We start from the raw sequence: 12,737 nt of genomic DNA, 5'->3' as shown, positions 1-12,737 counted from the left end.
GTGCCCAAGAGCCGGCTCGAACCCGAAGGGTTCGCAAGGGCGACCGCCCGCCCGCAGGCGCTCAAGCCTGCAAGGCTTGAAACGCGCCAAGGACGCTCGCCCGGAGGGGCGGGCGCAAAACAAACTACGTCCCGCGGGTATCCCCATACAGGTGAATATGCAGCCGGTCACTCATCCGGAAGCCATGCTCCATGCATAAAGGCGCCAGCCATTCCTGCCGTGCGCGCTGGGCGGCGCTGTCTGTGCCTTCGGCCATCAGGAACACCTGACCGGACCGGAAGCGGTAGCGGCGCTGCAGTTCCAGCACCTCGGCCACGTCCTCCGGTGCGGCGATCACGAATTTCAGGAACGCGCGCGGGTCGCTTGCCCATGCGTCCAGCCGTTCGGGGATCAGCGCCAGATCCGGCGCGTTGCCCGAATGCGAAAGCTTGGGGCTGACGTTGTATTGATCGACGCGGATATCGAGCCTCGGCGGAGGGGCGACGGTGCCGTTGGTCTCGATCTCAACGCTGATATCCGGCAGGTGTTCGAGCATCTCCGCCAGCCCGCCCGCCTGCAACAACGGCTCGCCCCCGGTGATGACGAGGCGGTTCTGGCCCAAAGCCGCGATACGTGTTGCGGTTTCGGCGGGCGAGAGCGTGACCTGATTGGCCTTGCGCTCGAACGTGGTGCCGTTCCGGTGGGGCCGGTTGTCGCCCTCGAAATGCCACGTATAGGCCGTGTCGCACCACACGCAGGCAAGGTTGCAGCGCGACAGCCGCACAAACGCGACCGGCATCCCCATGCTCGGTCCTTCGCCTTGCAGGCTGGCGAAAATCTCCGCCCCGCCGGTATCGTCGGTGGCGAGTGTGAGGTTCATGCCGCACGCTCCCCGCAAGCGGACAGTCCAGACACCCTGTCAGGTTTGAACGCTGCAATGAAATGACCCGCGAACAATGACCTGGAGCCAATCCGCGCAGGCGGACGGACATAGGGCGCCAAAGCATACAGGTTGTCACAAGCTGCGATCATGACCGGCCTATGCCACGAAATGTCGCAGCAGGAAATTCTTCGGCCTATCTGCGCCGGTGTTCGATCCGGCCAAGTGCAGGGGCCTACGCGAAAGCCGGTCATCCGGGCTGAACATGACGAAGGTTAGTGTCGGGTGATGCAGGGCAGGCCACCTTGGACGCCAAACCTTTCCCCTGTCGGATCAGGACGTCAGATCAGGATCAAAGCCATGGCCATTTCAATCAACGGGCAAGATTACGCGCTGCCCACGGACCCGCGCACCAGCCTGCTCGACTTCATTCGCCGCGAGGCAGGGCTGCCCGGAACGAAGAAAGGCTGCGATCATGGCCAGTGCGGCGCCTGCACCGTTCTGGTGGACGGGTTGCGGATCAATTCCTGCCTGTCGCTCGCAGTCACGAATGATGGCGACGAGGTGACGACCATCGAAGGGCTCGGCACGCTGGCCGCGCCCAGTGCGATGCAGGCTGCGTTCGTCGCACATGACGGGTTCCAGTGCGGCTATTGCACCCCGGGACAGATCTGCTCCGCGACCGCGATGCTGCAGGAAGTGGCCGCCGGCTGGGCGAGCGATGCCACGGCCGATCTGGAGACCACGCCCGATCTCACGGACGACGAAATCCGCGAACGGATGAGCGGCAACCTGTGCCGCTGCGGGGCCTATGCGAATATCATAGCCGCCATCCGCGACGTGGCGGAAGAGCGCGTATGAGGCCGTTCGATTACCAGCGCGCCGAACGGCTGACGCACGCAGCCCAACTGACCGCAGATCCCGATACGCTGGCGCTGGCAGGCGGCACCAATCTTGTCGATCTGATGAAGCTGCAGGTCGAAACGCCGCAGACCTTGGTTGATATAGGGCGGCTTTCGATGAGCGCCATCGACGGCGCGGGCGAGGGCGATGGCCTGCGGATCGGCGCGCTGGCGACCAATACCGCCACCGCCGCCGATCCGCGCGTACGGGCCGATTACCCGGTGCTGGCGCGGGCGATCCTTGCCGGAGCGACGCAGCAACTGCGCAACAAGGCGACCACCGGCGGCAACCTGTGCCAGCGCACGCGCTGCTATTACTTCACCAATATCGATCAGCCCTGCAACAAGCGCGCGCCTGGTTCCGGCTGCGGGGCGATCAAGGGCATCGCGCGCATCCATGCCGTGCTGGGCACCAGCCCGCACTGCATCGCCACCTATCCGGGCGACATGGCTGTGGCGATGGCCGCTCTGGATGCGACAGTGGAGATTGCGGACGGCAAGGGCACCCGCAATGTGCCGGTGCGCGACTTCCACCGTCTACCGGGCGACACGCCGGAACGCGACAATGTGCTCGAACCCGGGGAGATCATTACCGCCGTCACCTTGCCCGCGCCGGTGGGCGGCACCCAGCTCTACCGCAAGGTGCGCGAGCGATCGTCCTATGCCTTCGCGCTGTGTTCGGTCGCTGCGGTAATCGAGCTGGCAGAAAACCGCTTCACTCGCGCGGATCTTGCCTTCGGAGGATTGGCGCACAAACCGTGGCACGATCCGCGCATCGCCGACCTGTTGATCGGCAGCGAACCTTCGCTCGCGCTATTCGACAAGGCTGCCGACCTGCTGCTGGAGGATGCGCAGGGTTACGGCCAAAACGATTTCAAGATCCCGCTTGCGCGCCGGACGCTCGCTGCCGTGCTGTGCGGAGCGACAGGAGTGGAGCCATGAACGTGCATTGCAAGCAGGACACGCCGGACGAGCGCAATGTACTCGATGCGACCGGGCAGGGCGTGATCGGCAAGCCGCTGCCGCGTCCCGAAGGCCTGCTCAAGGTCACCGGCACCGCCACTTATGCCGCCGAATATGAGGTGGAGGGATGCTGTGAAGGCGTGCTCGTCACGTTGCCGGTCGTGCGCGGAGAAGTGCTCTCGATCGATGAGGATTCGGCGCTTGCCATGCCCGGCGTCATCGCAGTGCTTTCCGACGAGCGCATGACCGGGCGGCCTGCGCAAGGGATGGCGGGCGAGGCGCCGTTCCAGCCCGCGCAGGAGGTATGCTACTGGGGTCAGCCAGTCGCGCTGGTGGTGGCCGAAACCTTCGAGCAGGCGCGCGACGCCGCCAAGCACCTCGCAATCGAATCGCGGGGCGAGGATGCGCCCCTCGATCCCGCTTCGGCAGAGACGGAGGAAAGCGAAAGCAACCGGCAAGGCGATCTTGCGCACGCCATGGCCGCGGCCGCGCACAGCGTCGACGTGGCGTTCTCCACCGAAGGCCATGCCTCCGCCGCGATGGAGCCCCACGCCGCGCTGGCGCAGTGGGAGAATGGGCAGCTGACAGTTCATGCCTCGTTGCAGATGCTGAAGTTCAACCGCGCCGAGCTGGCGGACTCGCTCGGGCTCGATGAGGCGCAGGTGCGGCTGCTGTCCCCCTATGTCGGCGGCGGGTTCGGATCGAAACTCGGGGTCAGTCAGGAAGTGGTGGCAGCCTCGCTCGCCGCAATGCATCTGGGCCGTCCGGTGCGCGTGGTGATGAGCCGCCAGCAGGTGTTCCAGATCGTCGAGCGCCGCTCCGAAACGCATCAGCGCATCCGCCTCGCCGCCGATGCCGATGGCAGGCTGACCGGCTTTGGCCACGAGGCGCGCGTCTCCAACCTGCCGGGCGAGACCTTCGCCGAACCGGTGCTGCAATCGAGCCATTTTCTCTACGCGGGCGAGAACCGCCTGCTGCGGCTCGAAGTCGCGCGTATCCACCGCATGACCGCCGGATCGGTGCGCGCGCCGGGTGAGGCGGTAGGCGTGCAGACGGTGGAGCAGGCAATGGACATGCTCGCCGAAAAGGTCGGGATCGACCCGGTCGAACTGCGCCTGCGCAACATTCCCGATAAGCATCCGGCGAGCGGCAAGCCGTTCAGTTCGCGCAAACTGGCCGACGCCTTGCGCCAAGGGGCCGATGCGTTCGGTTGGGAGCCGCGTCCGCGCAGCCCCCGCCACACGCGGGAAGGCGAATGGTGGATCGGCACTGGTATGGCGAGCGCGGCGCGGGTGCACTCCGTCGTCGAGGCGAAAGCGCGGGTGACGCTGCGGCCCGGCGGCACTGCGCTGGTCGAAACCGACATGACCGATATCGGCACCGGCAGCTATGCAATCCTCGGGCAGGTGGCGGGCGAGATGCTGGGCCTTGTCCCCGATGACATCGAAGTGCGCCTCGGCGACACCGATCTGCCTCCGGGATCAGGTTCGGGTGGCAGTGTGGGTGCGGCGTCCTGCGGTTCGGCGGTTTTCCTTGCCTGCAAGGGGCTACGCGAGGAGATCGCCAAGCGGCTCGGCATCGCGCCGGACGAACTCGCGCTGAAGGATGGCTTTGCGCGCTGGGACGGCGGCCAGAAGGCGCTGACCGAACTGCTGAACAACGAACCGATCGGATGCACCGGCCATTTCGAACCCGGCGCCTCGACCGAGAATAAGGCGGTCTCCAGCTTCGGCGCGTTCTTCGCGGAAGTCGCGGTCAACCGCTGGACCGGCGAAACGCGGGTGCGGCGCATGACCGGCGCATTCGGCTTCGGACGGGTGCTCAACGCCCGCACCGCCCGTTCGCAATGTCTCGGCGGAATGACGTGGTGCATCGGCAATGCATTGACTGAAAGCCTGCTGTTCGATCCTGTCGACGGGCACCTCGCCAATTGCGATCTTGCCGAATATCACGTGCCGGTGAACCGCGACGTGCCCGATCTCGACGTCCTTCTGATAGAGGAACGCGATCCCTCAGCCAGTCCGATCCAGGCTAAGGGCGTTGGCGAACTCGGCCTGTGCGGCGGCGCAGCGGCCATCGCCAATGCCATCTACGATGCCTGCGGTGCGCGCGTGTTCGCCTATCCGATGACCCCCGACCGGGTGATCGCCGCAATGCCGGAGATATGATCAGCGCGCGTCCATGACACCTTGCAGCGCGGCGATAACCTGCGACAGCGACACCGGCTTCACGCAAGCCTGAACATCGGCAAAGCGCACGGGCAACGACACCGGGTCGTAGCCGGTGGAAAAGATCAACGGCACCCCGCGCGCGGTAAGCAGGTCGGCGAGCGGAAAGACCTCGTCCCCGCCGAGATTGAGATCGAGCACGGCGGCGTCGATCCCGCTCTGCGCGCTGGCCAGCGCCATTGCGCCCGCCAGGTGGCCGATGGGGCCGACAACCTCGGCTCCGGCTTGCTCAAGCTCGCCACGCAATTCGTCGGCGAGCAGGAACTCGTCCTCCACCACCAGTACGCGGCAGCCTTGCAGCGGCAGGTTGCTCATCCCCCGACTCCTGTTGCTTCGTGTTGTTTCGAAACGGGTATCCAGATCGTGCAATCGACCCCGTCGGGCCCCAGTTCATAGGCAGTGCGCGCGCCGAGCTGGAACGGCAGGGACTTTTCGATCAGTTCCCGCCCCTGTCCCGATCCCTTGCTTTCGCCGTCCTGCATCCGGACCCCCGTTTCACGCCACGCAATACGTAGCCACGGCTCCTTCTCGCCGGGCTTCCCTTTCGCTTGCTGTTCGAGCGCCCAGTCCACCTCCAGCCGCGCTCCGTCCTGACCGAGCGCACCATGCTTGAGCGCGTTGGTGGTGAGTTCGTGCAGCGCCATGGCGAGCGTCTGCACTGTCGACGAGCGCAGCCGCACGCCGCGCGGGCCGGTCATCGTCACCTTCCCCGCAGTTTCGTCCCCGTCGAGTGCAGCCAGTTCGGTCTCGATCAGCTCGTCGAAGGTGATCCTGTCGTCGGGACTGAGGCGGGATAGCAGCCCCTGGACCCGGGCCATCGCATCGAGCCGGTCACGATACTTTGCGCGAAACTCGTCAAAGTCGCGGCTGCTGCGGGCGGTGCGATCGCACATTGCATTGATCACCCCGATCAGATTGCGGGTGCGGTGCTGAAGCTCTCCCACCAACACACGCTGGCGTTCCTGCAACTGGCGCAGGTCATGCACATCCGTGCAGGTGCCGAGCCATTCGCGGATCGTCCCGCCCGCATGGTGCACAGGCAGGGCGCGGGTCTGGAACCAGCGGTATTCGCCCGCAGCCACATCATGCACGCGGCAGTCGAATGCGAGGCGCTGGGTCGCGGTCGCTTCCGCCCATGCCTGCCGTGCTGCGCCGCGATCGTCGGGATGCAGCGCTGCCAGCCAGCTGTCGCCGCGGCTCGCCTCGCGCGGAAGGCCGGTGAACTTTTCCCATTGCGGGCTCGCCCAAGTCCAGCTGCCATCGGGAGCGGCACGCCAGACCAGTTGCGGGATGCCCTCGATCAGGGTTTGCAAGCGCCCCTCGCTCGCTCGCAGCGCCGCCTCGACCGCTTTACTTTCGCTGATATCGGTGATGACGGTGACAAGTCCGGTCACGTCGCCCTGTGCGTCGCGGGTGGGCACGTTGGCCACACGGAACCAGGTTTCGACACCATTTTCGTCCGTGTGGAGCAATTCCTGCCCGGGCAGCACGATTTCGCCCCGCAGCGCCCGGGCGCCGGGGTATTCTTCCGGCTTGAGCGGGCGGCCTTCGTCGTCCCAGCCGCGCCAGCGGGCAAACGCCTCGAGATCGCGTGAAGGTAGCATGCCGCTGGGGATCAGGCGGAGATAGCGCTGATTGGCGAGCACCGCCTTGCCGCTGCGGTCGATGGCGGCGATTGCGGCAGGCACGCTTTCGAAGGTGGCGATCAGCCGCGCCTCGCTTTCGCGCAGTGCATCGATGGCAGCGCGGCGTTGGGTAACGTCGCGCCAGAACACTGCAAGGCAGCCGTTGTCCACGGGATAGGCGCGCATCTCCAGCCAGAGAGAGCCGGTCGGCAAAGTAATAAAATGTTCAAGTGTAGCCGGCGTTTGTTCGGCCATCGCTTGCTTCAGCACGCGGCCCACCTCTGCATCCTCGGTGCCGGGATAGGCCTCCCAGTGCGAGCGGCCAACGATCTCCTCCCGCAGCCGACCGTCCATTCGGGCGGCCTCGCGGTTATGTTCGAGAATGGTGAAGTCCGGCGCGAGCACGCCAAATCCCTCGCCCATCGCGTCAATGATGTGGTGCAGCCGTTCATCGCGCTGGAGCACTTCCTTTCGGATATCGTCACGTTCGGCCACCACCCGCAGCCGGTCGATGACCGGGCCCAGCGTCATTGCGTAGGTTTTCAGAAAATCGATGTCATCGCCGTCGAAGTCGCGTGGGCGGCGCGCATCCACCTGCAATATGCCCCATGGTGTGCGGCCGGGCAGGAAGATCGGCACGTTGATCAGCGCGACGACCCCGTGCGCACGCAGGAACTTGGGGAAATGGAAGCGGGTCTCGTCGGAAATGTCGTTGCAGATCACCGGTTTTGCAGTTTTCACGGCAAACGCTTCCGATGATTGCTCCGCCAGCGAGACACGCTCCTTCCCGACGATCCCCTCGTTCCAGCCGATGCCGGCGCGCACCAGACCGGTGCCCGTCTCGGCTTCAATTTCGATCACCTTGGCAAGATCGGTGCCGAGGGCCTTGGAAATCAGGCGGCAGCCTTCGGTGAGGATCGCGTCCAGATCATCGTGCTCGAGCACGAAATCACCGAAGTCGGCGAGCGCCCGCTGGCGCATCAGAAACTCTTTCCGGTCACCCGTCATGCCTTTACCGAATTTGCGCGGTTATCCGCCGACAATACCAGAGAAGCCAACAAATGCACCTTGTTCGCGCGTCATCGTGCACAAAGTGCAGGTTATCGGTAAGGCGACCGGAATTCATGTGAGCGCCTGAACCCGGCCGGGTTTAACGCCGCTTGATGGAAATGGGCCCGCCACCACCGTCCGAACGATGCCTAACCCAGCCGTGCCAGTGCTGCCGTCAGCCGTTCGACCTCGCCTTGATGATGGGCGAGATCAGCGCGGGCTTTCTCGACCGCTTCGGGCTTGGCTTTTTCAGCAAAGGCGGGGTTGGAGAGGCGTCCGCCAAGCGACTTGGCTTCCCTTTCCGAAGCTGCCAGCGCCTTTTCCAGCCGCGCCTTTTCGGCTGCTATGTCGATGATGCCTTCAAGCGGGATCACGAACACGTCGCTCCCTGCGGTCACCTGCATCGCCGGGCCAGCGGGCGATTCGCCGATGGTCACCGGGGTCAGGCGGGCAAGGCGTTCGATCGCGGCGCTGCTGCGTTCTATGGTGCGCGTTGCCACATCGGACGGCGCGGCAAGGAACGCCGCCAGCTTGGCCCCCGGCGGAATGCCGAGTTCGTTCTTGGCGCTGCGGGTGTTGGTGGTCAGATCGATCACCCAGTCGATCGCGTCGGTCGCGTCTTTCGAAACTTCCGCTTCGGGCGCGGGCCATTTTGCGAGGATCAACTCATAGGGCCGCTCACCCAGCTTGTGCCACAATTCTTCGGTAATGAAGGGCATGAAGGGGTGCAGCATGACGAGAATCTGGTCGAGCGCCCATCCGGCGACTTCGCGGGTTTCTGACTGGGGGCTCCAGTCCCCCTCCCGCTCGCGGGAGGGGTCAGGGGTGGGCGCGGGGCCACCATCCTCGCCTGTCTCGGGCCCACCCCCGGCCCCTCCCGCTGGCGGGAGGGGGGAAAGAACGGGCTTCACCAATTCCAGATACCAGTCGCAGAACTTGCTCCACGTGAACTGGTAGATCGCATTGGCCGCCGCGTCGAACCGCAGGTCGGCCATGGCGCGCTCGATTTCGGTCACGCAGGCCGCGACCTCGCCGATGATCCACTGGTTGGCGGCGAGGCGCGCAGGGGGCGCCTTGATCGTGGCCGACGCACCGATGCCGTTCGACTGGCAGAACCGCGCCGCGTTCCACAGCTTGGTCGCGAAGTTGCGGTATCCCTCGACGCGGCGTTCATCCATCTTGATGTCACGGCCCTGGCTTTCCATCGCCGCCATGAAGAACCGCAGCGCATCCGCGCCGTACTGGTCGATCAGGCCGAGCGGATCGACCACATTGCCTTTGGACTTCGACATCTTCGCCCCGTCCGCCGCGCGCACAAGGCCGTGGAGGTAGAGCGTGTCCCAGGGCTTTTGGCCCATGTTGTAATAGCCCATCATCATCATCCGCGCGTCCCAGAAGAACAGGATGTCGAAGCCTGAGATGAGGAGGCTGTTTGGGTAGTGCTTGTTGACCAGCGGCGCGTCGCCTTCCGGCCAGCCGAGCGTGGCAAAGGGCCACAGGGCGGAGGAGAACCACGTGTCGAGCACGTCCTCGTCCTGCGTCAGTGTGACGCCTTCACCCGCCTGCGCCTGCGCTTCCTCGGCAGTGGCGGCGACGTGAATCTTGCCGTCTGCATCGAACCAAGCCGGGATGCGGTGGCCCCACCACAATTGGCGGCTGACGCACCACGGCTGGATGTCGTTCATCCAGTTGAAGAAGGTCTTTTCCCAGGTCTTGGGCACAATGCCGATTTCGCCGGATTTGACCGCATCAATAGGCTTCTTGGCCAACTCTGCCGCGTTCACATACCACTGGTCGGTCAACATTGGTTCGATCACCACGCCGCCGCGGTCGCCGAAGGGTTGCATGATGGTCTTGTCTTCGACCCGCAGCATCAGGCCTTCGGCAGCGATATCGGCGACCACCCGCTTGCGCGCTTCGTAGCGGTCGAGCCCGCGATATTCGTCGGGCACGAGGTTGAGCGTATCGACTTCCTTAGCCGAGAACGCCGCTCCTGCAGCGATTTCGCGGGCGCGCGCCGCGGTTTCGGCATAGGGGCCGCCGTCGCTGCGCATGGCGGCGACTTCGTCCATCAGCCGGTACATCGGGATGCCGTTGCGCTGCGCCACGCCGTAGTCGTTCTCGTCATGCGCACCGGTGATCTTGACCGCGCCCGAACCGAAAGCTGGATCGGGGTATTCGTCGGTAATGATCGGGATCAGGCGGCGGTGTTGTTTCGGGCCTACCGGAATCTCGCACATCATACCAATGATGGGGGCATAGCGCGCATCGTCGGGATGCACTGCCACCGCGCCGTCGCCCAGCATGGTTTCGGGCCTGGTGGTGGCAATGGAAATATAGTTGCGCTCCTCCTCCAGCACCACGGCGCCATCGGCATCACGCTCGACATAGGTGTAGGTCGCACCGCCGGCGAGCGGGTACTTGAAGTGCCACATATGGCCCCGAACTTCGCGGCTCTCGACTTCGAGATCGGAAATCGCGGTCTTCAGCTTGGGGTCCCAGTTCACCAGCCGCTTGTCGCGATAGATCAGCCCGTCATTATACAGATCGACGAAGGTCTTGATCACCGCCTTGGTGAAGTGCGGGTCCATGGTGAACTGCTCTCGGCTCCAGTCCATCGAGCATCCGAGCCGCCGCAGCTGGTTGGTGATGGTGCCGCCGCTTTCGGCCTTCCACTCCCACACCTTCGCCACGAAATCCTCGCGCGAATAGTTGGTGCGCTTGTCTTGGCTGGCCTCAAGCTGGCGTTCGACCACCATCTGCGTCGCAATGCCCGCGTGATCGGTGCCGACCACCCACAGCGCATCCTTGCCGCGCAGTCGTTCATAGCGGACCACCACGTCCTGCAAGGTGTTGTCGAGCGCATGGCCGATATGCAGGCTGCCGGTGACGTTCGGCGGCGGGTTGACGATGGTGAAGGCATCGGCTTCGGGCCGCGCAGGTCGGAAACAGCCGTTGGTCTCCCAGTGCGCATACCAGCGCGCTTCGATTTCAGCGGGGTCGAAAGTGGTTGGCAGAGTGTCGCTCATGATGGTCTGCGCCATGCCAGCACCTATGTTGCGATGCAATGATACAAGGCACCGCAGTTCGCCGCGACAGCCTTGTCGGCGGCGGAAAATCTCCCCATAGCCTCATCCCGATGCAGAATGCGGCGCAATATTCGCTGGAAGACAGTGGCCAGCACGGGGAGGCGCAGGGGCCTCGCCTGGTGCTTTCCGGTGCGCTGACGCTGGCCGCCATCGCTCCGTTCGAGCGCGCGCTGCGGGGCGTTTCCGGCCCGATTGCCGCCATCGATCTGACGCAGGTGGACGAAATGGACACGGTTGGCGCCTGGGTCGTATGCCGGCTGGCGCGCGAACATGGCGCGGAAATAACCGGAGCCAGCGAAGCGGCCGAACGCCTGCTCGGCGCAGTGCGCGGGATCGACGCGGGCAGCGACATCCGCCCGCCGCGACTGCCCGTGTGGAAACGCGTTCCGGCGGAAATGGGCGAGAAAGTCTTCGCCGCCCGTTCCGGCCTGTATGGCGTTGTCGGTTTCTTCGGGCAGATCCTGATCGGCGGGGCGAGCCTTGTACGACATCCTTCGCGGTTTCCGGGACGCGCGCTGGTCCACCAGATGGAACTGGTCGGCGTCTCCGCGCTACCGATCATCGGGTTGATGAGCTTTCTGATCGGTATCGTGATCGCGCAGCAGGGCTCGGTCCAGCTCCAGCAGTTCGGTGCGGAATCGTTGACCGTGAACCTGGTCGGACGCATCACTTTGCGCGAACTGGGCGTTCTGATGACCGCGATCATGGTGGCGGGCCGATCCGGCAGCGCCTTTGCCGCGCAGCTCGGCACGATGAAGCTGACCGAGGAAATCGACGCGATGCGCACCATCGGCATTTCGCCGATCGAAGTGCTCGTGATCCCGCGCATCCTCGCGGCGACCTTCATGATGGTGCTGCTGGGCTTCTACGCCTCGGTCATGGCGATTATCGGCGGGGCGGTGGTGGGCGACCTTACGCTCGGCATCCCGTTCTGGACGTTCCTCGAACGGATCCACGACGTGGTGCCCGAATATGATCTGTGGGTCGGATTGATCAAGGCGCCGGTATTCGGCCTGATCGTCGGGTTGGCGGGGTGTTATAATGGCCTGCAGGTGCGCGGCAATTCGGAAGAGGTCGGGCGGCGCACAACCATGGCGGTGGTTTCGGCCATTTTTGCGGTCATCGTGATCGATGCGTTCTTCGCCGTGTTCTTCACCGAAATCGGGTGGGGGTAGGCGATGGTGGATAATCATCGCGCTCACAATGCGGAGCCCGCAATCGTGGTCGAGGGGCTGGCCAACCGGTTCGGCGATTTCAGCGTTCACGAAGGGCTCGACCTCACTGTCAGGCGCGGCGAGATCCTCGGCGTGGTCGGCGGTTCGGGCAGTGGAAAATCGGTTCTCATGCGGTCGATCATCGGCCTCCAGCGGCCCAGCGAAGGCCGTATCGAGGTGCTGGGCGAGGCCATCAGGGACAGCGATCCCGACAATATCCACGGCGTGCGCAGCCGCTGGGGCGTGCTGTTCCAGGGCGGAGCGCTGTTCTCGACTCTGACGGTGGGTGAAAATGTCGAAGTGCCGCTCAAGAAGTTTTATCCCGAACTCGATACAAGGCTGCGGGCCGAGGTTGCACGCTACAAGGTGATCCTGTCCGGTCTGCCCGAAAGCGCGGTGGCGAAATTCCCGTCCGAACTTTCGGGCGGGATGAAGAAGCGCGCCGGGCTCGCACGCGCCTTGTCGCTCGATCCCGAACTGCTGTTTCTCGATGAACCCACTGCCGGATTGGACCCGATCGGCGCGGCCAAGTTCGACCGGCTGACCCGCGAATTGAAGGAAACGCTGGGCCTGACCGTGTTTCTGATAACCCATGATCTGGATACGCTTTACGAAATCTGCGACCGGGTCGCGGTGATTGCCGACAAGAAGATCATTGCCGTCGGCACCATTCCCGAACTGATCGCCACCGGCCATCCGTGGATCGAGGAATATTTCAACGGCCCGCGCGGGCGTGCTGCGCAGGCCTCGCACGAGCGCGGCTCGGGGGCTGTGGATGGATAGAATGTTGGACACACCGGCCTCGCG

9 protein-coding genes are annotated in these 12,737 nt (G+C 64.6%); 5 read left to right on the top strand and 4 right to left on the bottom strand.

Annotated features, from left to right (window positions below):
- Positions 1–124 precede the first annotated feature (124 nt).
- On the bottom strand, positions 125–859 hold the full coding sequence (locus J3454_RS14005) for a 7-carboxy-7-deazaguanine synthase QueE (RefSeq protein ID WP_349514379.1): 735 nt from the start codon (positions 857–859) through the stop codon (positions 125–127).
- Positions 860–1,219: 360 nt separating this feature from the next.
- Here J3454_RS14005 and J3454_RS14000 point away from each other — a divergent pair, with 360 nt between their 5' ends.
- The 3 genes from J3454_RS14000 to J3454_RS13990 are packed head-to-tail and all read left to right on the top strand — an operon-like array spanning position 1,220 to position 4,892.
- Positions 1,220–1,720 carry a 2Fe-2S iron-sulfur cluster-binding protein gene (locus J3454_RS14000; RefSeq protein ID WP_349514378.1) on the top strand — a complete coding sequence of 167 codons (501 nt, stop codon included), beginning with the start codon at positions 1,220–1,222 and terminating at the stop codon, positions 1,718–1,720.
- On the top strand, positions 1,717–2,703 hold the full coding sequence (locus J3454_RS13995) for an FAD binding domain-containing protein (protein ID WP_349514377.1): 987 nt from the start codon (positions 1,717–1,719) through the stop codon (positions 2,701–2,703). The genes J3454_RS14000 and J3454_RS13995 overlap by 4 nt, the downstream gene beginning before the upstream one ends.
- Positions 2,700–4,892 (top strand): xanthine dehydrogenase family protein molybdopterin-binding subunit, encoded by a 2,193-nt coding sequence (locus J3454_RS13990; RefSeq protein WP_349514376.1) that lies wholly within the window; start codon positions 2,700–2,702, stop codon positions 4,890–4,892. The genes J3454_RS13995 and J3454_RS13990 overlap by 4 nt, the downstream gene beginning before the upstream one ends.
- Here J3454_RS13990 and J3454_RS13985 read toward each other — a convergent pair whose 3' ends face one another.
- The 3 genes from J3454_RS13985 to J3454_RS13975 form a co-directional block, all read right to left on the bottom strand.
- Positions 4,893–5,267: a response regulator gene (locus J3454_RS13985; protein WP_349514375.1), complete on the bottom strand. Its 375-nt coding sequence runs from the start codon at positions 5,265–5,267 to the stop codon at positions 4,893–4,895. It abuts the gene before it with no gap.
- Positions 5,264–7,558, bottom strand: coding sequence for a PAS domain-containing protein (locus tag J3454_RS13980; protein WP_349514374.1), 2,295 nt, complete (start codon positions 7,556–7,558; stop codon positions 5,264–5,266). The genes J3454_RS13985 and J3454_RS13980 overlap by 4 nt, the downstream gene beginning before the upstream one ends.
- Before the next feature lie 218 nt (positions 7,559–7,776).
- Positions 7,777–10,671 carry a valine--tRNA ligase gene (locus J3454_RS13975; RefSeq protein WP_349514373.1) on the bottom strand — a complete coding sequence of 965 codons (2,895 nt, stop codon included), beginning with the start codon at positions 10,669–10,671 and terminating at the stop codon, positions 7,777–7,779.
- A 95-nt stretch (positions 10,672–10,766) separates the two neighbouring features.
- Between J3454_RS13975 and J3454_RS13970 the strand changes: the two genes are divergently transcribed.
- Positions 10,767–11,891: an ABC transporter permease gene (locus tag J3454_RS13970; protein WP_349514596.1), complete on the top strand. Its 1,125-nt coding sequence runs from the start codon at positions 10,767–10,769 to the stop codon at positions 11,889–11,891.
- A 3-nt stretch (positions 11,892–11,894) separates the two neighbouring features.
- Complete coding sequence (locus tag J3454_RS13965; protein ID WP_349514372.1) at positions 11,895–12,713, top strand: ABC transporter ATP-binding protein; 819 nt, start codon at positions 11,895–11,897, stop codon at positions 12,711–12,713.
- Positions 12,714–12,737 lie beyond the last annotated feature (24 nt).

It is taken from the genome of Erythrobacter sp. NFXS35 (assembly GCF_040148725.1).
In the GTDB taxonomy this organism is placed as follows: Bacteria; Pseudomonadota; Alphaproteobacteria; order Sphingomonadales; family Sphingomonadaceae; genus Erythrobacter.
This window is presented reverse-complemented; position numbering and strand designations above follow the sequence as displayed.

Bases quoted from the DNA above. Each gene is read 5' to 3' on its own strand.
- J3454_RS13985 (WP_349514375.1), bottom strand. From the start codon at position 5,267: ATGAGCAACCTGCCGCTGCAAGGCTGCCGCGTACTGGTGGTGGAGGAC.
- J3454_RS14005 (WP_349514379.1), bottom strand. From the start codon at position 859: ATGAACCTCACACTCGCCACCGACGATACCGGCGGGGCGGAGATTTTC.
- J3454_RS13990 (WP_349514376.1), top strand. From the start codon at position 2,700: ATGAACGTGCATTGCAAGCAGGACACGCCGGACGAGCGCAATGTACTC.
- J3454_RS14000 (WP_349514378.1), top strand. From the start codon at position 1,220: ATGGCCATTTCAATCAACGGGCAAGATTACGCGCTGCCCACGGACCCG.
- J3454_RS13995 (WP_349514377.1), top strand. From the start codon at position 1,717: ATGAGGCCGTTCGATTACCAGCGCGCCGAACGGCTGACGCACGCAGCC.
- J3454_RS13965 (WP_349514372.1), top strand. From the start codon at position 11,895: ATGGTGGATAATCATCGCGCTCACAATGCGGAGCCCGCAATCGTGGTC.
- J3454_RS13980 (WP_349514374.1), bottom strand. From the start codon at position 7,558: ATGCGCCAGCGGGCGCTCGCCGACTTCGGTGATTTCGTGCTCGAGCAC.
- J3454_RS13975 (WP_349514373.1), bottom strand. From the start codon at position 10,671: ATGGCGCAGACCATCATGAGCGACACTCTGCCAACCACTTTCGACCCC.
- J3454_RS13970 (WP_349514596.1), top strand. From the start codon at position 10,767: ATGCAGAATGCGGCGCAATATTCGCTGGAAGACAGTGGCCAGCACGGG.